Here is a 22447-nt window from a genome sequence, read left to right on the forward strand (position 1 = left end):
CAGACGGCGGATGCGGCAGGACCTGATTGGATTCTGGATGTTGGAGGTTGTGTGCTGGCCGAGCTGGGCTATCTCTCACTGTTGTTGGCGACGGCGCTGTCTCTGGTGCAAGGCACCCTGCCCTGGCTGGGGCTGAGACTCGCCTCGCGCCCGCTGCTCGGCTGCGCCAAACCGCTGGCGCTGCTCAATGCCGCCCTGCTCGGGGCGGCGCTGGGGCTGCTCGCCATCGGCTTTGGTCAAAACGACTTCACCCTGGTGTATGTGGCCCAACACGCCAACAGCGCCCTGCCCATGGGCTTCAAGCTCGCGGCCGTGTGGGGCGGCCACGAGGGCTCCATGCTGTTCTTCGTGTTTGCGCTGGCGCTCTGGGGCGCCCTGGTGGCGCTCTGCTCGATGCGGGTTGATCCGCTGATCAGCGTGCGGGTGCTGGCCATCATGGGGCTGATCGTCGGGCTGTTCGGCCTCTACACCCTCGCCTTCTCCAGCCCGTTCGACCGGCAGTTCCCGGGGCCGCTGGAGGGCCGCGATCTCAATCCCATGCTGCAGGACATCGGCCTCATCATCCATCCGCCCCTGCTCTACCTCGGGTACGTGGGTTTCGCGGTCAACTTCGCCTTCGCCATGGCGGCGCTGCACTCGGGCCGGCTGGATGGCGCCGTCGCCCACTGGAGCCGCCCCTGGGCACTCGGCTCCTGGGTGTTTCTCACCGCCGGCATAGTGCTTGGCTCCTGGTGGGCCTATTACGAGCTCGGCTGGGGCGGCTGGTGGTTCTGGGATCCGGTGGAGAATGCCTCCCTGCTGCCCTGGCTGCTGGGCACCGCCCTGCTGCACGCCCTCGTCGTCTGCGAGAAGCGCGGCGCCTACGGCCACGGCGTGCTGCTGCTCTCCATCTTCACCTTCTCCCTGAGCCTGCTCGGCACCTTCGTGGTGCGCTCCGGGGTGCTCACCTCGGTGCATGCCTTCGCGGTGGATCCCAACCGCGGCCTGACCCTGCTGTTGCTGCTCGGCCTGCTGCTCACCACGGCGCTCACCCTGTTTGCGCTGCGGGCCGATACCCGCTCCCCCTACGCCCGCTTCGGTTTCTGGTCAAAGGAGGGGCTGCTCGGCGCCGCCGTCCTGCTGCTCTGCGTGGCCTGTGCCAGCGTGCTGCTCGGCACCTTCTACCCCATGGTGTTCAAGTCGCTGCACCTAGGCTCGCTCTCGGTGGGCGCCCCCTATTTCAATGCCATCTTCGTGCCGCTGGCGCTGGTGCTGATGGCGCTGATGACCCAGATCCCGCGTCTGCGCTGGCAGGGACTGAAGGCCAGCTCCCCCATCAAGACCTTGCTGCCACTGCTGCTGGGCATGCTGGGGGGCGGCCTGCTCAGCCTCTGTTATCGCGAGCAGGGAGCGCTCAGCTGGACTGGTCTTATCGCCAATGTGGTCAGCCTCTGGCTGCTGGCGAGCCTGCTGCTCAACTTCCCTTTCAAGTCGGGCGGTTTGAGTGCCGCCCGGCTGGGGAGCCTGCTGGCCCACCTCGGGGTGGCGGTGTGCGCCCTCGGCATCAATCAGGTGAGCCACCACAGCCAGGAGGGGGGCACGGTGCTCAAGGCGGGCAGCCCCTACTCGCTCGGCGCCTATGAGTTTCGTTATGAGGGGAGTGAGCCGCTGCTCGGCCCCAACTACACCGCCGAGCGCATCACCCTCAGCGTGCACCAGGAGGGCAAGGAGGTGGCCCGGTTGCAGCCGGAGCGGCGCCACTACAGCGTGCGCACCATGAACATGAACGAACCCGGCATCGCCTGGGGCCTGTTTGGCGATCTCTACGTGGTGCTGGGGGAGAAGATGGGGCCGGACGCTTATGCCATGCGCCTGCACCACAAACCGCTGGTGCGCTGGATCTGGCTGGGGGGCCTGCTGATGATGGCGGGCGGTGCCCTGCGTTTGCTGGGTCGCCGCCCGCTGCTGGTGGCCCAATGTCCCTCCGCCAGTCAGGCATGCAATATCTCGCCGGGCCAAACCCGCCAACCCGAGGAGGCACAATGAGCCGGCTACGCCTCTTTATCCCTCTGCTGCTGACCCTGGGCCTCGGCACCCTGCTCTGGCTCGGGCTGGGCAACGATCCCTACGGCCAGGACGAGGCGACCCTGGGCCGCGGCCTGCCCGACTGGCAGAGCGCGGATCTGTTTGGCGGTGATCCCATCCACACCCGGGCTATCAAGGGGAAGCCCTTCGTGCTCAACGTCTGGGCCAGCTGGTGCCCCAACTGCCGCGCCGAACATCCGCTGCTGGCCGAGCTGGCGGGCACAGTGCCGCTCTATGGCCTCAACTACAGAGACAAGGGGGACGCGGCCCGTGCCTGGCTGAAGGCGGCAGGCAACCCCTATAACGCCGTGCTGGCGGATCCGGACGGCAAGTTGGCGCTGGAGCTCGGCGTCTACGGCACGCCAGAGACCTATCTCTTTGCCGCCGACGGCACCCTGCTCTCGCGCCACACCGGCGAGCTGACTCGCGAGGTGTGGCAGCGCCAGTTTGTGCCAAAACTCAACGAAGCTCGCGCCGCACCCCTGGCATCCCCCGCGCCCGCGCGACAAGAGAGCAAACCATGAAAGCCCCCATCATCCTCTGCGCCCTGCTGCTTGTCGTCGACGTGACCCTGAGCCCGGGCGCCCTGGCCAGCGGGGTCGATACCTATCAATTCCGCCACCCTGAATTGCAGAGCCGCGCCCAGGAGCTGGCCCGCGCCCTGCGCTGCCCCCAGTGCCAGAACCAGAACCTGGTGGAGTCCAACTCCCCCATCGCCCGGGATCTGCGGCTCGAGGTCTACCGCTGGGTGGACGAGGGGCAGAGCGACGAGCAGGTGATCGCCCGCATGACGGCCCGCTTCGGCGACTTCGTGCGCTACGATCCCCCCCTCAAGGCCGGCACGGCGCTGCTCTGGGCCGGCCCGCTGCTGCTGTTGCTGCTGGCGCTGCTGCTCCTGCGCCGTAGCCTGCGGCGCAGGCACCAGGCGCGGGCACCCTTGCTCGGCTATCAGCCGCAGGGGGCTCCCGCCCAGGATCCCAGGGCCGAGCTCAATCGGCTGATCATGGTGGAGCAGCAGGCCGGACTGGCCCCGCACTCGCGCCTCCATCGGGAGCTGGAGCAGGCGCGGCTCGCCAATGCCACCCCAGTTGCCGAGCAAGCCTTGCGGGCCAGACTCGCAGACTCGGGCCCCCTCAGGCCCCTGCCCTGGCTGCTGCTGGGCATGGTGCTGCTGGCGCTGGTCAGCGGTTTCTATGCCAGCACAGGCCGCTATCAGGCCTGGCAGGCCTATCAGTCGCGCCCCGACCCCCTGGCGGGGCTGAGCCCCCGCGACTTGCAGGACAAGGAGCTCGGCGCTCTGCACCGGCGGCTGCAAGACAACCCCCGGGATCTCGATGGCTGGGCCGAGCTAGGTCAGCTTTACCTCTATCGGGACGAATACGAGGACGCCTGGCTCGCCTATCAGCGCCTGGCCCTGCTGGAAGGGGGCGCCAGCGCCGCCACCCTGGCCGCCCAGGCCACGGTGCGCTACTACCAGGCGGGCCAGCAACTCACCCCGGAGGCGCACCGCCTGCTCGACGCAGCCCTAGCACTAGACAAGGGGGAAGTGAGCGCCCTGATGCTGCTCGCCGCCGATCACTTCCTGCACGGCCGCTACGGCGACGCCATCGCCCTGTGGCAGCGGCTGCTCGATGGCGAGCGCCCCCGTATCAACCGCGCCGCCCTTATTCAGGCCATCCAGACCGCCCGCATCATGGGGGGATAATCGAATTGGGAGATGCGGATGCAGAAGATGGCGCAAGCACATCGATCAAATCCATAATGCACACCCTGATTGAGCAACCCCAAGGTGCCCACATGATCCCCATTCGCTGTCACGCCGTTGCCGGTGTGGCGCTATCTGAAATCGATGGCCAGACCAAGATGCTGCTGATGAACAGGGTCAAGGGCGGCTTCTGGTGCCATGTGGCAGGTACGGTCGAGGCGGGGGAAACCGGCTGGCAGACCATAGTGCGCGAATTTGGCGAGGAGACCGGCATCGCGGTCTCCGAGCTGTATAACGGCCAATATCTGGAGCAGTTTTACGAGGCGGCCTCGAATACTGTGATGGTGGTGCCGGTCTTCGTGGCCTATTGCCCACCCGACCAGCAGGTGCGGCTCAACGACGAGCACACCGAGTATCGCTGGTGCAGCCTGGCCGAGGCCAAGACGCTGGTGAGCTTTCCCGGCCAGAAGGCGCTCTATGACCACGTCTGGCACTGCTTCGTGGCCAGCCGCCCCTCGGCGCTGATGAAGGTCAACATAGACCCATAACCCCGAGTGCCGGCGGTCATGTCTGCCCTGTGCGGCATCTCTAGCCCCATATCATAGAAGCAAGGAGATGCCTCCATCCTAGGACAGTTGGCATGTCCTCTGGTCATGGTTTTTCAATCCCGGATGACATTCAGGGACCTGGCTGGGGATAAGGCGACAAGGGGCGTAAAAAGAGTGGTAACGGATGGCCATAACAGGCATATAGTGCACCGCCATGGCGGTGAAAACCCGGGGTCATCAGACCCATCCATGGCCCTGTATTGCCGAATGGGATGGCGCCGTAGTCGCCAGGCGGCTTATTTCAAGACGCGCCACCCCATAAAAATGAAAAAAGGGAACTTTTGGCATTGTGAAGCGTCAGTTCCCGTCATATAACTTAGCCAAATATCCCTGTGAGTCGTAGTAGAGCCCAATCATGAACCTTCGCCCTTTTCTTCCTGTGCTGCTCGGTGCCTTCCTGCTTCCCGTCAGCATGGAAAGCGCCCATGCCAATCCATTTTCTGCGACCTCCTCCTCCACCAACAGCCTGATCCAGACACGCAACAACCTCTCATTGAGTTCGGATGCGTTCGTGGTTGCCAACTCCCGCACCGGCGAGATCCTGGCCGAGCGCAACGCCGACCGGGTAATGCCAATCGCCTCCATCACCAAGCTGATGACGGCGCTGGTGGTGCTGGATGGCAATCAACGCCTCGCCGACCCCATCACCGTCACCATGGACGATGTGGACAGGATCAAGGGCACCGGCTCGCGCCTGGCCATCGGTTCGCGCCTGAGCCGTGCCGACATGCTGCACATCGCCCTGATGTCGTCGGAGAACCGCGCCGCCTCGGCCCTGGCGAGGCACTACCCGGGGGGCCGCCGCGCCTTTGTCGAGGCGATGAACGCCAAGGCTCGCATGCTCGGCATGTGGGACACCCACTTCGCCGACAGCACGGGGCTCAATCCGCGCAACGTCTCCAGCGCCCACGACCTCGCCAAGCTAGCGGCCACCGCCTCCAGCTACCCGCTGATCCGCCAGTACACCTCCACCGAACACAGGCTGGTGCGCAACGGCAAACGCCAGATGCAATACCACAACTCCAACCGGCTGGTGCGGGAGGGCAACTGGCCCATTCTGGTCTCCAAGACCGGCTATATCCGCGAGGCGGGCCGTTGCCTGGTGATGGGCACCACCGTCAGCAACGAACCCGTGATCATGGTGCTGCTGCACGCTGATACCACAGCCGAGCGGGTCGCCGATGCCAAGCGGATCAAGACCTGGCTGGAGACTTCTGGCCGCATGACCCTGACCGCCCAATCCACGCCGCAGACCAAGCTCTTCTCGGCACCCTAAGCCCTCAGACTCCCCGCCAACACCGCAGGCCATCCGCCTGCGGTGTTTTGTTATCTGTTCGCCAGGCGGTCGCCCTCGGCCGGCGCCCGGCGGGGTCGCCTGCATTGGCCGATCTCGGCATGCTTCTCCCCCGTTTTTCCTCAGCATCAAACATCAACGAAACATGAACGGCCATGATGAAACACTGGCGTTGAATGTTAAGGTGGTGATAAATCACATTTTCAAGCCATCGGATTTGCCGATCCCGCTGCCGATGATAACGTGATGGGCAACCGGCGATCTCGGCTCGCAGTCGGCGAGGTTGCAGCAGGATTCAACATGCACAAAGGATGATGTGATGAAGATTGTCGTATTGGGTGGCGGGGTGATTGGGGTGACCAGCGCCTGGTATCTGGCCAGGGCGGGTCATCAGGTGACCCTGCTGGAGCGACAAAGCGGGGTTGCGCTCGAAACCAGCCATGCCAATGCGGGCCAGATCTCCCCCGGCTACGCCTCCCCCTGGGCGGCGCCCGGCATCCCGCTCAAGGCGGCGAAATGGCTGCTGCAGAAGCATGCCCCCTTCACGGTCAGGCCCACCTCGGATCCCTTCCAGCTCAGCTGGATGCTGAAGATGTTCGCCAACTGCACCCCGGCGGCCTATGCCACCAACAAGGGGCGCATGGTGCGCCTCGCCGAGTACAGCCGTGACTGCATGAAGCAACTGCGCGATGAGCTGGCGCTGGACTATGAGGGGCGCCAACTCGGCACCCTGCAGCTGTTTCGCAGCGCGGCGCAGCTGGAGGCCAGCAAGCGGGACATCGCCGTGCTGGAAGAGTACGGCGTCCCCTATCAGGCGCTCGATGCCGACGGCTGCGAAGGGGCCGAGCCGGCCCTGGCCCGGGTGCGCGGCAAGATAGTCGGCGGTCTGCGGCTGCCCGGCGATGAGACCGGCGACTGCTTCCGCTTCACCCAGGCACTGGCGGCCGAGGCGCAACGGTTGGGTGTGGAGTTTGTCTTCAACTGCGCCATCGACGAGGTCGAGCTGGCGGCGGGTCGGGCCGTGGCGGTGCGGGCCGGTGAGCGACGCTGGCAGGCCGATGCCATCGTCTGCGCCCTTGGCAGCTACGGCACCGGCTTGTTGCGCCCGCTCGGGATAGCGCTGCCCGTCTACCCGGTCAAGGGCTACTCCCTCACCCTGCCGATGATCGATGCCGAGGCGGCGCCGCGCAGCACAGTGCTGGACGAAACCTACAAGGTCGCCATCACCCGCTTCGATGAGCGGATCCGGGTCGGCGGCATGGCCGAGCTCAGCGGCTTCAACCTGGCGCTCAATCCCAAGCGCCACGACACCCTGGCCATGGTGGTCAGGGATCTCTTCCCCGACGGTGGCGATCTCGCCCGGGCCGAATTCTGGACCGGGCTGCGCCCCATGACGCCGGACGGCACCCCGCTGGTGGGCCCCAGCCCCATACCAGGGCTCTGGCTCAACACCGGCCACGGCACCCTGGGCTGGACCATGGCGGCGGGCTCGGGTCAGCTGCTGGCGGATCTCATCGGGGGCAAGGTGCCCGCCATCAGTGACGAGGGGCTGACCCTGGCACGCTATGGCTGAGCCCCAGGGCTGAGTCGTTACCCACGGGGCGCACCAGCGCCTTATGCAAGAGGGAGTGCCTGGCACTCCCTCTTGTCATCCCGCCCATTCTGCTCCTTCAATCTCCCCTCGCCGTCAGCCCGGGCAGCGACTGCCAGACCCGTTCGGGGTCTGGCTCCTTGATGGCCGCCGCCACCAGCCGTTCGCTCCAGCCGCGATGCAGCAGCCAAACGCGCTGCCCCAGCGCCCCCTGCTCCTTGGCGTACTGCTTCACCACATCCGCCGTCCGGTAGAAGTAGCGCACCAGCACCTCCAGCTCGGGATCGGGCCAGCGGCAACCGAAGTGACGCAGCCGCTCGGACCAAAAGGCAATCTGGCCCCGCTCGTGCTCCTGCTCGACCTCGTGCAGGGCCGGGATCAGATCCATCGCCTGCCAGAGCGCGCCATAGCCGACGAAGCGGCTGTCCAGCGCGTCTAGCGCCTGATCCAGCAGCAGCAGGGTCTGCGGCCAGCTGTGGGCCTGCTGCCGGATCTCCTCCTGCGCCTGACACACCGCCGCCAGCCAGTCCATGGCGAGCCGGCAGATGATGGCCTCCTTGTTCGGGAACAGGTGATAGAGCGACTTGATGCCCACCCCGGCGCGAGCGGCGATGGCATTGGTGTTGAGGGCCGCAAACCCCTGCTCATGCAGCAGCGTCAGGGTGGCCTGCTCGATACGAGCCGCGACCTCCTGGCTACGTTGCTGCCTAGGTTGGCGCCGCATGCACAGCGCGCTCGGCAATGAATGATCCGGCATTGGCTTCCCTACTCCATGGCGACTGGTTGTCATAACTACATGATGAGACAAGGTAAACACAAGTCAAAAAAAAGTGCAGTAATCACTGGCATTTTTCAGAATAGCTGCAATAAACATAAGTGCTCATATATGCAGTAAAAACTGCAATTAACTAAAGGAGAGCATGCAATGGATAGCAAACAGACCAGATTCAGGCTGAGTGTCGCCGCCCTGTTGGTGGGCGGCCTGCTCGGCTGCCAGCAGGACAGCAGTGAGCCCCCGCAGGAAAATACGCTCTATCTCAACGGCAAGATCCACACCCAGGACGGGCAGCGCAGCCAGGCCGAGGCCATGGTGGTCAGCGACGGCAAGTTTACTTACGTGGGCTCCCGCGAGGGGGCCGAGGCCCTCAAGACCAGCGCCACCAAGGTGGTGGATCTGAACGGCAAGATGGTGCTGCCGGGCCTGCACGACAACCATATCCACCTGCTCGGCACCGTGGCGCTGGACATGTGCGATCTCGACGGCCAGAGCATCGATCTGGACCAGCTGGCCGCCAAGGTCAAGGAGTGCCTGCCCCGTTATGCGCCCAAGGCCGGCGACTGGCTGGTGATCAATCAGTGGTCCCCCTACGATGGCAACACCCCAACCCCGAGCTATGCCACCCTGCTGGCGACCCTGGATGCCATGGCACCGGACAATCCGGTGATGCTGGCCGGGGTCGACGGCCACGCCGGTGCCTACAACTCCCGGGCGCTGGCGTTGGCCCAGGACAAGGATGGCAATGTCGTCGGCCTCAACACCACCACCCTGGCGCCGGGCGGCGTGTTCGCTGAGTTCATTCCCTATGTGGACCTGACCAGCGGGGTGATCCGAGACGCGGCCCGCAGCGCCATTCCGGTGCCCGACAGCGGCGTGCTGAGCGCCAGCGGCGATCAGGCCGCCGCTCAATACGACAAGATCCTGCCCGCCATCTCCGAGTTGATGGCCTCTCGCGGCATCACCGGGGTACAGGATGCCTGCTCCTCCGACTTCATCCGCCAGCGACTGCTCAACATGGAGGCGCAGGATCTGCTGCACATGCGCGTCACCGCCGCCACCTGCTTCAACCAGGACGACTACAGCGGCAAGCTCGATCTCGCGGGCCACCTGGCCAAGGCCAAAGAAGTCAGGGAGAGCTTCGCCGAGGATCCGCTGATCAAGGCCGACGCGGTCAAGATCTTCCTCGACGGCGTGATCGAAGGGGATCCCTTCACGGACCCGGTCTTCCTGCCCAATGCCGGCATGCTGGAGAATTACCACCGCCCCCATCTGGCCATGGATCCCGACAGTGCCGAGGTCACCATCACCGCCGACAGCGAGGACGCCGGCAGCAACGGCATCGTCAACTACCGGGATGCGGATCTGAAGCGCTACGTCGGCGCCCTCGACGAGGCGGGCTTCAGCATCCACATGCACAGCATCGGCGATCGCAGCACCCGGATGGCGCTGGATGCGCTCGAGGCGGCCCGCGCCAGCAACGGCGATCACGGCATTCCCCACACCCTGGCTCACTTGCAGGTGGTTCATCCCGACGATCAGAAGCGCCTTGGCGATCTCGGGCTCTATCTCACCTTCACTTACGCCTGGACCACGCCCCAGCTCGCCTACGACATGCTGGTCAGCCCCTTCATCCAGCCGACCAAGGTGGGGCAAAGCTTGAGCGAGGCGATCTACGATCCCCTTGGCTATCTGCATGAGGCCCTCTACCCGGTCGAGAGCACCCGCAAGGCTGGCGCCGTGCTGGTGGCGGGCAGCGATGCGCCGGTGGACAGCCGGGATCCCCGCCCCTTCGAGAACATGGCCGCCGGCATCATGAAGGCGGCGGATGGCAAGGATGACTATCGTGCCAACCAGCGCATCTCCCTCTCCGAGATGTTGGCCGCCTACACCATCAACGGCGCCAAGGCGGTTCGCCAGGGGGACATCACCGGCTCCATCGAGGTGGGCAAGTCGGCGGACTTCATCGTGCTCGATCGGGATCTGTTCGCCCTGGTCAACGCCGGGACGCCGGAGCAGATTGCAGAGACCCAAGTCGAGCGGACGGTGTTCCAGGGGGAGACGATCTACGGCACCCAGTGACCCAAAACGAAACGGGCCCCGCGAGGGGCCCGTTGCTTATGTGCCGGAGGAGGCGGGCTCATCGACCAAGCCGGGCTGCAGGGCCAGGGTAAAGAGGGCGGCCACCATGTCCGACTGGGTCAGGATCCCCACCAAGCGTTCCCCATCCATCACCGGCATGTGGTGCAGCCCGCCATCGGAGAAGGCCGCCACCAGATCGTAGAGCGGCTGATAGCGCCGGGCCGTGCGCACCTCCCGGGTCATCAGATCCCCCACCCTATGTTGCTCGAAGCAGGCGGCCTCCCTCGGCAGCTGCCGCTCCCGGTCGATCATGAGATCGTGCAGGGTGAGGATGCCGACCAGCCGCTGCGCCTCATCGACCACCGGCAGCGCCTTGACCCTGTGCCGGGAAAGCAGCTCCCATGCCGCCATGGCCGACGCCTCCGGCGAGGTGACGATGAGATCCCGCGACATCACATCCTGACAGCGTACCGTGCCCACCCGCTCGCGTAGGGCGTGCAGTTGCGCCTCCTGCAGCAGCTCCTGCAGATCCTGGCGGCTGATGTCGAGCAGCTCGCCGTGCTTCTCCAGGGCGAAGTCGATGTCCGTGGCCTGGGTCGCCAGCCGGGCGCTCGGCTCGGGATCCGCCGTCTGGTGGCGGTTGGGGGCCGCCTTGCCGCCGTTGGGATAACGGCGCCCCAGCAGGCGGTTGTAGAGCAGCCCCAGGCCCAGCAGCAGCACCGAGTTGATCAGCACAGGCAACAGCACATAGCCCAGCCCGAGCTGGCGGATCCCCTCACCGCCGATGACGGCGGTCAGCGCCACGGCCCCGCCGGGGGGATGCAGGCTGCGGGTGAGGAACATGGCCGCGATGGCCAGCATCACCGCCAGCGCCGAGGCGAGCGCCGGCTCCGGGATCAGGCTGGCGCTCGCCACCCCCATCAGCGCCGAGACCCCGTTGCCCACGACGATGGACCAGGGTTGGGCCAGCGGGCTGGCCGGGGCGGCGAACAGCAACACGGCGGAGGCGCCCATGGGAGCGATCAGCCAGTGGGCATCTATCCCCAGCGCCCACTGACAGAGCCAGCCGGTGCCGAGCAACCCGAGGAAGGCGCCAAGGGCGCCGTAACCACACTCTTTGAGGCCGGTATTGGTCGATACCGGAAAAAAATCCCTGAACTGCATCCTGCTCCCGCCGACGATAACATCTATTTAAAATGCGCAATTTTAGCGAGAAGCCGTGGCAAAAGGCCAGCCCGTCGTGCGCGGCATTGCATGAAGGCTGCAAGGCCCGCCCTGCCCCACATGCTGGCCTCCTCGTCTCGGCCCCTCGCCTCTGCGCCTTCGGATCAAAAAAGAGGGAAGGCCTTGGCCTTCCCTCCCTCGTTTATCCCATCGGCTCTGGTGTTGGCGCCTATACGCCCCGGCGCCTCTCGACTCAGGCCAGCTCGGCGCGCAGCGCCCTGGTGGCATCGACCATGACTTTCAGCGCCGCCTCCGTCTCTTCCCAGCCGCGGGTCTTGAGGCCGCAGTCCGGGTTGACCCAGAGCCGGTCGGCCGGGATCTGTCTGGCCGCCTTGCGGATGAGGTCTTCAATCCAGCCCTGGCTCGGCACGTTCGGGGAGTGGATGTCGTAGACGCCCGGCCCGATCTCGTTGGGGTAGTTGAAGCGCTCGAACGCCTCGAGCAGCTGCATCTGGCTGCGGCTGGTCTCTATGGTGATCACATCCGCGTCCAGCGCCGCCACCGCCTCAATGATGAGGTTGAAGTCGCTGTAACACATGTGGGTGTGGATCTGGGTGCTGTCCACCACAGGGCTTGCGCTCAGGCGGAAGGCGCGCACCGCCCAATCCAGGTAAGCCTGATGATCCTGCTTGCGCAGGGGCAGCCCTTCGCGGATCGCCGGTTCGTCGATCTGGATGATCTTGATGCCGGCGGCTTCTAGATCTGCCACCTCGTCGCGAATGGCCAGGCCAATTTGCAGAGCGGACTGCTCGCGGCTCACGTCTTCCCGGGGGAAGGACCAGCAGAGAATAGTCACGGGCCCGGTCAGCATCCCCTTCACCGGCTTGTCGGTCAGACTCTGGGCGAACTTGGTCCACGCCAGCGTCATGGGGGTCGGGCGGTCAATATCCCGGGTGATCACCGGCGGCTTGACGCAGCGGGAGCCATAGCTCTGCACCCAGCCGAAGCGGGTGATGGCAAAGCCGTCCAGCAGCTCGCCGAAATACTCCACCATGTCGTTGCGCTCGGCCTCGCCGTGCACTAGCACGTCCAGCCCGATGGCTTCCTGACGCGCGATGGCATCCTTGATCTGGGCCTGAATGCCCGCCTCGTAGGCAGCGTCGTCGATGCGACCGGCCCGCCACTCCTGGCGCAGCAACCGGATGTCGGAGGTCTGCGGGAAGGAGCCTATGGTGGTGGTGGGCAGGAGCGGCAGCTTGAGATCAATGCGCTGGGCCTCGGCGCGTACCGGATAGGCACTCAAGCGGTCGAAATCGCTGTTGGTGAGGCTGGCCAGACGGGACTGCACCGCCCGCTTGTGGACCCGGCTGTCGGACTCCCGATCGACGATGGGCTGGCTGTAGGCGCTGATCTTGTCCAGATCCCCTCCGTCCAGGTAGTCGGAGAGCAGCCCCAGCTCGTAGCACTTTTGCAGGGCGAAGGCGAACCAGCTGCGGGTCTGGGGATCCAGTTCATGCTCCAGGGTCAAGTCCACCGGGCTGTGCAGCAGGGAGCAGGAAGAGGCAACCCAGAGGCGCTCGCCGAGCTTGGCTTTCAATGCTTTCAGGGTCGGCGCCAGCTTGCCCAGGTTGGCACGCCAGACGTTGCGGCCGTTGATGACGCCAGCGGAAAGCACCCACTGGGCCGGCAGATGCGGCACCAGGGTCTCCAGCTGCTCGGGGGCGGCCACCAGATCCAGGTGCAGGCCATCCACCTTCAGGCTGGTGATGATGTCGCGCTGATGGGCCACGGAACCGAAATAGGTGGTGAGCAGCAGCTTGCAGGGACCGCTCAGGCGCTCGTAGGCGTTGAGGTAGGCCAGGCGCCACTCGTCCGGCAGGTCCAGCGCCAGGGCCGGCTCGTCTATCTGTACCCATTCCACTCCCTGGGATGCCAGTTTCGCCAGGATCTCCTGATAGACGATCAGCAGGCGGTCGAGCAATTCCAGACGAGAGAAGCCGCTCTCTTTCTCCTTGCCGAGCCAGAGGTAGGAGACGGGCCCCAGCAGCACCGCCTTGACCGGCAGTCCCAGCGCCTTGGCCTCTTCGACCTCTTCAAAGAGTTGGCTCCAGCCCAGCTTGAAGCGCTGGTCGCGGCTGAACTCGGGCACCAGGTAGTGGTAGTTGGTGTTGAACCACTTGGTCATCTCGGCGGCGGCAGCTGCGGGGCCGGTGGGCGCACGGCCACGGGCCACCCGGAACAGGGTGTCGAGATCGGTGTCCCCATGGCGGTGACGGGCAGGCACGGCGTCCACCAGCAGGCTGGTGCCGAGCACCTGATCGTACCAGGCGAAGTCGCCCACCGGCAGCAGGTTGACCCCAGCGGTGCGCTGGGCCTGCCAGTGGCGCTCACGCAGGCTCTTGCCCACGGCGACCAGCTCGGCCTGGGTGGTCTCGCCGCGCCAGTAGGATTCCAGGGCAAATTTCAACTCGCGCTTGGCGCCGATACGGGGGAAGCCCAGGGTGTGTGCTCGTGTCATAGGTCCAATTCCTTATGCTCATTCATCTGATGGGAAACTGGATGATTTAGCCATCCAGATGTTTACACATCTAGAGTGACGAGATAAGGTGGCCTTGGCTATTGAATCCTCTTCAACTGGCTCTCAAGAAATCCTCAACTGACGCACAAAGGAGTAGTGCCATGGGTGTGCCCAACCAGTCGACCAGCCATCAGAACACCAACGCGGGCATAGATCTCAAGCACCTGAAGACCATCAGCGCCCTGGCCGAGCAGGGTTCACTGGCGGGGGCGGCCCTCTGCCTCAACCTCACCCAGTCCGCCCTCTCCCACCAGTTGAAAGAGCTGGAGACCCGCCTCAACCTGGAGCTTTATCTGCGCAAGAGCCGCCCCCTGGTGCTGACGGCGGCCGGCCAGCATCTGCTGGCCCTGGCCCGTCAGGTGCTGCCCGCCCTGGCCCAGACCGAGCGCCAGCTGCTGGCCCTGCACAGCGGCGATGCGGGCAGGCTGCACCTGGCGCTCGATTGCCACAGCTGCATCCAGTGGCTGCTGCCGCTGTTGCCGGGCTTTCGCCGCCAATGGCCAGGGGTGGCGCTGGAGGTGGAGTCGGTACCCGGCTTCGATGCCATCAGCGCCCTGCTCGGCGGCCAGCTCGACTTGCTGCTCACCTCGGACGTGCAGGCCCGCGGGGATCTCCACTTCGAACCCCTGTTCGCCTTCGATCTCACCCTGGTGATGGCGCCCGATCACCCCCTCTGTCACCAGGCCAAGATAGCCCCGGAGGATCTCAAGCAGGAGGTGCTGCTGGTCTACCCGGTGGAGCGGGCCCGCATGGACGTGTTCAGCCGCTTCCTGCAACCGGCCGGGGTGGAGCCCGCCCGCTGCAAGCCGGTGGACAACACCTCGGTCATGCTGCAGATGGCCGCCGCCGGGCTCGGTGTCGCCGCCCTGCCGCGCTGGGCCAGCGAGGGGTTCGTGCGCCAGGGCTTGCTCGAGGCGCGTCCCCTGGGCAGCGGGATCCGCCGCCATATGTACGGGACCGTGCGCGCCGCCGACAAGGATCAAGCCTGCCTGCAGAGCCTGTTCGAGCGCATTCGCAGCAAGATGGGCGCCTGACTCAGGACATAAAGCAAAGGCCGCCCAAGGGCGGCCCTACCAACCGTTCAATCCTTTATTCCTGTGCGTGCGCCACCCCATCGCCACAGTGGGCCTGAGGATCCTGCTGCCTTGGGCAGTTGTCGCACAGGCTGCCGTCGCTGCGCTTGTGGTGCAGGCAGCAGCGCTGGCGCACATAGCCGGGAGCGGCGCTCGCCCCACCGGCCGGATCCACCGCCAGGCGCCAACCCGCCAGATGCTCGGCCGGCAGGCCGCAGGCGGCCAGCCAGAGCGGCGCATCGGCCGCGACCTGTTCGCGGCTCACCTCGTCGAAGAAATCCGGTACCCGCACCAGGGCCGCCAGCAGATCGTCCGCCAAGAGCGGGCGCACGAAACCGGGCCTCAGCCGCTGCCCGCTGGCCATCGCCTCGAACAGCGCCTGCCAATGACGGCGCAGCCGCCTGCCCGCCGCCTCGATCAGCACCTCCCGCTCGCCCTTGATCATGGGCACCAGTGGCAGACTGAAACCCGACACCAGCCCTGCGTTATAGCCCTGCCCCATCCGATCCAGGGCGGGCACGGCGCCAATCCGATAGACGGCGACCATGGCGAGGTAGATGGATTGCCAGCAGAGCATGCCCCAGCTGCGGGTCAGCCAGTAGGCGGGGCCCGCCTCCGGGTGTGCCAGCCGCCAGTGATCGTGCAGCGCCAGCGTCACAGCGCCGGGGGCCATGTCGACACCAGCCATCGCCAACAGCGGCATCTCCCCGGCCACCAGCCGCCCCTTGAGGGAGGGAATGAGCTGCACGGCGGCGGCGAACAGGGCATCGTGCTCCGCCTGGTGACGGGCCTGCCGATGGGCGGTCAGACCACCGAACCCCGGCGGCGTGCTGCCAGAGGAGCCGCCACGCGCCGGCATCCCGTGATGAGAGGGCCCCGGCGTCTGGCCGGGGCGCAGGCTTAGAATACGTATTTGAGTCGAGCCTCCACGTTACGCTCGGCGCCGAACCAGCAGTTGTTCTGGTCGTAGCAGGAGTAGTAGGTCTTGTTGAACAGGTTGCTCGCGCTGAGGGATGCCCCCACCCCCTTCAGGCTCGCGCTGAGGGCGGCGAGATCATAGGAGGCGGACATGTCCATCAGCACATAATCCGGCACTGTGTCGGTGTTGGCGGCGTCGAGCTGGGCCTCCCCCACGTAGCGCAGGCCGGCGCCGATGCGCATCCCTTGCAGGCTGCCGCCCGCCTGATAGTTGCTCCAGAGCGACGCCATCTGCTTGGGCACCCAGACCGGGGTCTTGCCCTGCAAGTCTGTGGTGTCCCTGGTGATCTCCATGTCCTGGCGGGTATAGCTCAGCGCCAGATCCAGGTTATTGGTGAGGTCGGCCCGCCCTTCCAGCTCTATCCCCTTGGAGACGATCTCGCCGGTCTGCAGCTTGGGCCCGTAGATGTTGTCCGGATCCATCACCAGGGCGTTCTCCTTGGTGATGTGGAAGGCGGCCACGGTGAAGGTCTTGCTCATATCCTCGGAGAGGAACTTGAGCCCCCCCTCCCACTGCTGACCGGTGGAGGGGTCGAAGGCCTTGCCGCTCTTGTCCGCCCCCGGCACCGGCTCGAAGCTCTCGGCATAGCTGACGTAGGGCGAGAAGCCGTAATCGAGCTCGTAGAGGGCGCCGAGGCGGAAGGAGAGATTGTCCTGATCGATCCGGGCGAGGGACTGGCTGGCGGCGCCCTGGTAGAGGGTGTCGCTGTCGGTGTCCATCCGGTAGCTGTCATAGCGGGCGCCGCCGATGGCCACCAGCCGGTCCAGACGCACCTGATCCTGCAGATAGACGCCGGTCTGGGACTGGCGAATAGTCTTTTTATCCTGATAAGGGAAGCTCAGGGAGTCCGGCACTATCTGGTCGTGGTTCGGGTTGAAGATATCGATGGGGGGCGCCGAGTAGTCGAGCGTGTCCTGGTAGAGGATGTGCGCATCCAGATACTGGTAGTCGAGCCCGAGCAACAGGTTGTGCTGGGCCGCGCCGGTCTGCAGCTTGCCCGCCAGCTGGTTGTCGATGACGAAGCCCCTCGAGTCTTCATCCGTCAGGTAGGCGTTGCGAGCCAGGGTGCGGTTGTCCGCCGCCAGCGGCGCGTTGTAGGTATTGCGCTGATAGGCCGAGGCGTCCATGTAGCGGGCGTTTTGCAGCACCTGCCAGTTGTCGCTGAAGTCGTGGCTCAGCTTGTAGCCGAGCAGGGTCACGTCCCGGTTGTACTCATTCCAGTTCTCGTCGCCGAGGAAGGTATCGCTGCCCAGCTGCCCCAGGGGGTTGCTCTTGACCGAGCCGCTGGCCGGCACCGTGGTGTAGATGCCCGCCTCGGGATCCTTCTGGTAGTAGAGGTTCAGGTTGAGCAGGGTGCGCTCGCCGAGCTGCCAGTCCAGGGAGGGCGCAAAGACATAGCGCTCCTCTTCCGAGGTCACCGCCTGCCCCTCCTTCTGGCGGGCCAGCCCCACCACGCGGTAGGCGAGCTGCTCATTGATGGCGCCGGTGCTGTCGAGGGTCATCTCCTTGAGGGTGCCGGTCCCCGTGGCCAGGCTGACGCTGTGCTTGGCTTCCCGCTGCGGGCGCTTGGCGATCAGATTGACCATGCCGCCGGGCGGCATGCTGCCGTACAGCACCGAGGTCGGCCCCTTGAACACCTCCAGCTGCTCTATGGCCACCGGATCTATCTGGGGTTGCAGGTTCCACTCGTTGTACTGCAGCAGCAGGCCGTCATAGAAGCTCTGGTAGTTGTCAAAGCCGCGGATGTTGAACAGGTCCAGCCGGTTGACAGCCCCGCCGCGCAGCTCGGTGTTGACCCCCGGCACGTAGCGCAGCGCCTCGCTCACCGAACTGACGCCCCGCTGCTCCAGGGTCTCGCTGTCGACCACCGAGATGGCCTGGGGCGTCTCGATGGGATCAAGCTGGGTCTTGGTCGCGGTGTTGCGATAGGTCTGACCCAGCACGATCAGGGTCTCGTCGACCGCACCCTCCTGGGACTCCAGGGGGGCGGCGGCCAGTGCTGAGCCTGCCAACAGGGCGGAAATGGTCGCGGCGACCACGGTCAATGGGGGGTGAACAAGTTGCATCTGATCCTCGACTGCCTACTGCATGTGAATAGTAACAAATCTCATTTGTATTTTATTGTTCTATTTTGCCCCTGAATTAACAATTTGGGGCATGTTGGCAGGCAGAGAGGGGAAAAATGGGCGAGAACAGCCTCAGTCGACAACATGTTGCGTCGATGAGAAAGGGCTATGAATTCAAATGGCTATCTTTTCTGAGGGCGGGCGTTTATTGGGTTTGTTATCAACATCTAGGCGGCTTCGTGCCTGTGCCCCGAGGGGATGGAGCTAATGGGGGTGCCAGGACTCAGTCCTGGCAGGGGGCGATGGGCAGCCAGTACTCCATGCGGGCATCGGCCTGCTGGCCATCGAAATGAGGGGCGTAGCGCTCCAGCTCGAAGCCATCCAGCCCCCGGTAACAGGAGGCGGGCAGCCAGTGCAGGATGAACCAGTTGAGGGTCTCCGCCAGCCGCGCTATGGGACCCACGTGGCTGAGCACCGCATACTCCTGAGGCGGCACCGTCAGACGGGCCAGCCCCGCCGGCAGCGCCGTCCCCTCCTCGACCGCCACCCCCGCCCAGTAGGGCAGTGACGCCCCCGCCTCCGACACATCCACCACCCCGAGCCAGTCGCTGGCGGCGGGCAGACCGCCGGCCTCCCGCACGGCACGCCAGATGGCGGGCACCGTCTGCTGAAAATCGGGCTCGTCGGCGAACAGGCCGCGGATCTGCCCCTTGACCCCCTGCAGAGTGAAGCCAGGCCGGCTCTCGACCCGCACCTGTACCAGTCTGGGCATGCTCGCGAGCGGCATGGGTGCCCGCACCAGGGGAGTGCGCAGCCCCAGCCGCACGCCGCGCTTGCGGTAGGCCAGCGGCGAGCAGCCAAACTGCTGCTTGAAGGCTCGGCTGAAGCTCACCTCGGAGCCGAAGCCGTAGATCAGCGCCAGATCCAGCACCCGCTGCCGGCTCGAGAGCAGGGCCTCCGCCGCCAGGCTCAGCTTGAGCTCGCGCACATAGTGGGCCACCGTCAGCCCAGTCTCGTGCAGGAACACCCGCTGCAACTGCCAGCGGGACCAGCAGCTCTGCTCGGCCAGCTGCTCCAGCGACAGCGGCTCATCCAGATGGGTGTGGATGTAGTCGAGCACCCGCTCGATGCGGGTGAAGTGGGAGCGGGCCTGGGGCACAGGGCCCGGCAAAACGGGGGGAGCGGATGTCATGATGGGCTCGGATCTCTGCCGGCACGGGCAGTGGCTGTCCAAGTGGGCCCATTAAACATGGCCGTGGTGCCGGCGGCAAGCCTTCTGCCGACACTGCCAGCCATGAAGGGGCTCTGCCGCCCCCCACGGGCTTGACCGCTCAGGGCGATAGCCATGTGCTTCAACCGCTGTGCCCCCTGCACTTGGCCATCCCGCAGACTCATAGCGGGCGGGATGAGGCGGCGCCCTGCCCCTCGGCGAAGTGGCTGCGCAGGGCATCGATCACCCGCCGCACCTTCTCCAGGATCTCCCGCTGGGGGGTGATGGCGTGGATCTCCATCGGCGCCACCCGGTAGCCGGGCAGCAGCTCCAGCAGGCGACCAAGGGCCAGATCCTCGGCGATCTCCCCCTCGGGTTGCAGCGACACCCCCTGCCCCGCCAGGGTGAACTGGCGCAGCGGCAAGACGTTGATGCACAGCACCCGTGGCTTGGGCTTGACCCTGTGCCCCTGCCCCTTCTCATCGAACAGGGTCAGCCCCCCGCTCTGCATCTCCGCCGCCAGCCAATCGTGGGCCAGCAGATCGGCCGGGCTGCGCGGGCTGCCCTTGCGCGCCAGATAGGCGGGCGAGGCGCACAGCAACATGCGGGTCTGCCCCAATCTGCGCGCCACCAGGCTGGAGTCGGACAGGCTGCCGACCCGCAGCGCCACGTCGATGCGATCCTTGATGAGATCCCGCTTCTCGTCGTCGGCGATGATCTGGATGCAGAGGCCGGGATGGGCCTGCAGCAGCGGCGACAGGGCCCGGGCCAGCGGCTGGCCCGCCATGCCCACCGGCGCGGTGATCCGCACCTCGCCGAGCAGGCTGTCGCGCACCTCCGAGAGCCGCAACTCGGTCTGGTTCAGGGTCTGTTGCAGCGACTGGCATCCCTGCCACACCACCTCCCCCGCCTCGGTCAGGTTGAGCCGGCGGGTGGAGCGGTGCAGCAGGCTGAGGCCGAGCAGGCTCTCCAGCTGGCTGATGTGCTGGCTGACGGCGGAGGGGGTCATGCCGAGGGCCTTGGCGGCCCCCGTCATGCTGCCCGCCTCCACCACGGCGGCGAAGATGGCGTAGCGTCTGAGCTGTTCCATTATTAAATCCAGCTTACAAGTGAATGTATTTTATGATGGATTATTAAATCATATCCGGGGGCGTAGGATGAGCTCATTCCAACAGTGAAGGAGAATCCCCCATGAAAATTGCCCTGATCGGTGCCAGCGGTTTTGTCGGTACAGCCATCCTCAACAACGCCATCAACCGTGGCCACAGCGTCACCGCCATCGTCCGTGATCTCAGCAAGATCAAGCCCCACCCGCTGGTCACCGCCGTCGCCGTGGATGCCCAGGACCCGCAGGCACTGGCCGAGGTGCTCAAGGGGCACGACAGGGTGATCAGCGCCTACAACCCGGGCTGGGCCGCGCCCGACATCCATGATCAGTACCTCAAGGGAGCCAAGGCCATCATAGCGGCGGCCGTGACCGCCCACAGCTGGCTGCTGGTGGTCGGCGGCGCCGGCAGCCTGGAGATAGCCCCCGGGGTGCAGCTGGTAGATACCCCGGACTTCCCGGCCGAGTGGAAGCAGGGCGCCCTGGCGGCCCGCGACGGTCTCACCGCCCTGCGCCGTGAAACCGCCCTCGACTGGCGCTTCGTCTCTCCGCCGGTGTTCCTCGAGCCCGGCGAGAAGCGCGGTGGCTATCGACTCGGGGACGATCGGGTGCTGTTTAGCGGCGACCAGCCTGCCGGGATCACGGTGGGGGATCTGGCCGATGGGATCCTCGACGAAGTGGAGAAGCCGGCCCACCTGCGCCAGCGCTTTACCCTGGGCTACTGATCCGGCCCATGATCAGGGAGACCTACACCTCCCTGATCACCTTTATCTCACTTGCCGCAGAGCGGCCTCACCACGCCCCCCACCCGACCTTGCCCGCACCCCGTCTTCCCTCCCCGGCACTGGGCATTCGCCAGCTTCGCACGGCAAACCAGAGTGAAATCCGCACAGGATTCGAATTCTATTTCGATTTTTGTATATAACTAAGAATATTTTGTTGTTTCCGTCTTATAACCCAGAACCGTAGCATCACCTCAAGCCAATTGGCGCCATGCGGTGCCAGCCAGCCGGATACCGACATTTCGTCAGCGGGACCAATACCCCGCCACTGGGACAGGAAGAGGTGCACATGGAACATTCATCACTGCCAATCATCGACTATGCCGCCCTGGGTGGCGCCCCCGAGGCTCGTCGCCAGATGCTGGCCAAGCTGGGCCAGGCGGCACGAGAGGTGGGCTTCTTCTATCTGACCGGCCATGGTCTGAGCGAGGCGCAGCAGAAAGAGACCCTGGCGCTGGCGGCCCGCTTCTTCGCCCTGCCCGAGCAGCAGAAGCGCGCGGTGCAGATGGTGCACAGCCCCCATTTTCGCGGCTACAACCAGGTAGGTGCCGAGTTGACCCGGGCCCGGCCGGATCGGCGCGAGCAGTTCGATATCATGGGGGAGGCAGCGGCGCTCAATCCAGACGACATTAGCCAACCCTGGCAGCGGCTGATCGGCCCCAACCAGTGGCCCGCCGCCCTGCCCGGGATGAAGGACCAGTTGCTGGCCTGGCAGGCACGCTTGACCGACATCACCCTCAACCTGCTCTCGGCCTTCGCCGAGGTGCTGGAACAGCCGCAGGGGGTGTTCGATGCCAGCATAGCCGGCGGCCCCTATCAGCACATGAAGCTCATCCACTATCCGGGGCGCGAGGCTGGCGGCAGCGCCCAGGGGGTCGGTGCCCACAAGGATCCGGGCTACCTGACCCTGGTGATGCAGGACGATCACTCCGGGCTCGAAGTGGAGAGCGCCGCGGGCTGGATCCCGGCGCCGCCCCTGCCGGGGGCCCTGGTGGTCAACATCGGCGAGCTGCTGGAGCTTGCCTCGAACGGCTACCTCAAGGCGACCCTGCATCGAGTACAGAGCCCGCCGCCCGGGGTATCGCGCCTCTCCTGCGCCTTCTTCATGGCGGCCAGACTCGATGCCACAGTGCCGCGGCTGAGCCTGTCGCCGGCGCTGGCGCTGGCGGCCCAGGCCGAGGGACCCGAGAGCGATCCCGCCAACCCGCTCTTCTATCAGGTTGGGGAGAACGTGCTCAAGGGGCGGCTGCGCTCCCACCCGGATGTGGCGGCCCGCCACTATGCTTCGGAGCAGACACAGAATACAGTGCGGCGGGAGCCCGAGCCGGCCTGACCCAGGGGAGCCTGCCTCCCTGCCATTCCATTCGACGG

Annotated in this window: 17 protein-coding genes; 10 read left to right on the forward strand and 7 right to left on the reverse strand. The window is 65.6% G+C overall.

Annotated features, from left to right (window positions below; all coding sequences use genetic code 11):
- Positions 1-51 precede the first annotated feature (51 nt).
- The 6 genes from nrfE (at position 52) to EL255_RS11550 (ending at position 7244) form a co-directional block, all read left to right on the forward strand.
- Positions 52-2025, forward strand: coding sequence for a heme lyase NrfEFG subunit NrfE (nrfE, locus tag EL255_RS11525; protein ID WP_042652319.1), 1974 nt, complete (start codon positions 52-54; stop codon positions 2023-2025).
- A complete protein-coding gene (locus tag EL255_RS11530; protein ID WP_042652320.1) occupies positions 2022-2588 on the forward strand; it encodes a DsbE family thiol:disulfide interchange protein in 567 nt (188 codons plus the stop codon). The genes nrfE and EL255_RS11530 overlap by 4 nt, the downstream gene beginning before the upstream one ends.
- Positions 2585-3769 (forward strand): heme lyase NrfEFG subunit NrfF, encoded by a 1185-nt coding sequence (nrfF, locus tag EL255_RS11535; RefSeq protein ID WP_042652321.1) that lies wholly within the window; start codon positions 2585-2587, stop codon positions 3767-3769. Before EL255_RS11530 ends, nrfF begins: the two co-directional genes overlap by 4 nt.
- Positions 3770-3861: 92 nt before the next feature.
- Complete coding sequence (locus tag EL255_RS11540; RefSeq protein ID WP_042652520.1) at positions 3862-4317, forward strand: NUDIX hydrolase; 456 nt, start codon at positions 3862-3864, stop codon at positions 4315-4317.
- A gap of 415 nt (positions 4318-4732) precedes the next feature.
- Positions 4733-5653: a D-alanyl-D-alanine endopeptidase gene (gene pbpG / locus EL255_RS11545; RefSeq protein WP_042652322.1), complete on the forward strand. Its 921-nt coding sequence runs from the start codon at positions 4733-4735 to the stop codon at positions 5651-5653.
- Positions 5654-5990: 337 nt separating this feature from the next.
- On the forward strand, positions 5991-7244 hold the full coding sequence (locus EL255_RS11550) for a D-amino acid dehydrogenase (RefSeq protein ID WP_042652323.1): 1254 nt from the start codon (positions 5991-5993) through the stop codon (positions 7242-7244).
- 97 nt (positions 7245-7341) lie between these two features.
- Here EL255_RS11550 and EL255_RS11555 read toward each other — a convergent pair whose 3' ends face one another.
- On the reverse strand, positions 7342-8019 hold the full coding sequence (locus tag EL255_RS11555; protein ID WP_042652324.1) for a TetR/AcrR family transcriptional regulator: 678 nt from the start codon (positions 8017-8019) through the stop codon (positions 7342-7344).
- A gap of 168 nt (positions 8020-8187) precedes the next feature.
- On the opposite strand from EL255_RS11555, the gene EL255_RS11560 reads away from it, so the two are divergent.
- Positions 8188-10119 carry an amidohydrolase gene (locus EL255_RS11560; RefSeq protein ID WP_042652325.1) on the forward strand — a complete coding sequence of 644 codons (1932 nt, stop codon included), beginning with the start codon at positions 8188-8190 and terminating at the stop codon, positions 10117-10119.
- A gap of 36 nt (positions 10120-10155) precedes the next feature.
- Here the strand turns inward: EL255_RS11560 and EL255_RS11565 are convergent, their stop codons facing one another.
- The gene (locus tag EL255_RS11565) at positions 10156-11283 is read right to left on the reverse strand and encodes an HPP family protein (RefSeq protein ID WP_042652326.1); all 1128 of its coding nucleotides are present in this window, start codon (positions 11281-11283) and stop codon (positions 10156-10158) included.
- A 253-nt stretch (positions 11284-11536) separates the two neighbouring features.
- Positions 11537-13801, reverse strand: a complete 2265-nt coding sequence (gene metE / locus EL255_RS11570) for a 5-methyltetrahydropteroyltriglutamate--homocysteine S-methyltransferase (RefSeq protein ID WP_042652327.1) — start codon at positions 13799-13801, stop codon at positions 11537-11539.
- A 161-nt stretch (positions 13802-13962) separates the two neighbouring features.
- Between metE and EL255_RS11575 the strand changes: the two genes are divergently transcribed.
- A complete protein-coding gene (locus tag EL255_RS11575) occupies positions 13963-14895 on the forward strand; it encodes a LysR substrate-binding domain-containing protein (protein ID WP_042652328.1) in 933 nt (310 codons plus the stop codon).
- A gap of 55 nt (positions 14896-14950) precedes the next feature.
- On the opposite strand, the gene EL255_RS11580 is transcribed toward EL255_RS11575, so the two are convergent.
- The 4 genes from EL255_RS11580 to EL255_RS11595 form a co-directional block, all read right to left on the reverse strand.
- A complete protein-coding gene (locus EL255_RS11580) occupies positions 14951-15793 on the reverse strand; it encodes a siderophore ferric iron reductase (RefSeq protein WP_084228279.1) in 843 nt (280 codons plus the stop codon).
- A 41-nt stretch (positions 15794-15834) separates the two neighbouring features.
- Positions 15835-17979 carry a TonB-dependent siderophore receptor gene (locus EL255_RS11585; RefSeq protein ID WP_042652329.1) on the reverse strand — a complete coding sequence of 715 codons (2145 nt, stop codon included), beginning with the start codon at positions 17977-17979 and terminating at the stop codon, positions 15835-15837.
- A 283-nt stretch (positions 17980-18262) separates the two neighbouring features.
- Positions 18263-19171: an AraC family transcriptional regulator gene (locus tag EL255_RS11590; RefSeq protein ID WP_042652330.1), complete on the reverse strand. Its 909-nt coding sequence runs from the start codon at positions 19169-19171 to the stop codon at positions 18263-18265.
- A gap of 199 nt (positions 19172-19370) precedes the next feature.
- On the reverse strand, positions 19371-20279 hold the full coding sequence (locus EL255_RS11595) for a LysR family transcriptional regulator (RefSeq protein WP_042652331.1): 909 nt from the start codon (positions 20277-20279) through the stop codon (positions 19371-19373).
- A 101-nt stretch (positions 20280-20380) separates the two neighbouring features.
- Here EL255_RS11595 and EL255_RS11600 point away from each other — a divergent pair, with 101 nt between their 5' ends.
- Positions 20381-21019, forward strand: coding sequence for an NAD(P)-dependent oxidoreductase (locus EL255_RS11600; protein ID WP_042652332.1), 639 nt, complete (start codon positions 20381-20383; stop codon positions 21017-21019).
- 346 nt (positions 21020-21365) lie between these two features.
- A complete protein-coding gene (locus EL255_RS11605) occupies positions 21366-22409 on the forward strand; it encodes an isopenicillin N synthase family dioxygenase (protein ID WP_042652333.1) in 1044 nt (347 codons plus the stop codon).
- Positions 22410-22447: the final 38 nt, after the last annotated feature.

Origin of the sequence: Aeromonas encheleia (genome assembly GCF_900637545.1) — a bacterium.
Lineage (GTDB): Bacteria > Pseudomonadota > Gammaproteobacteria > Enterobacterales > Aeromonadaceae > Aeromonas > Aeromonas encheleia.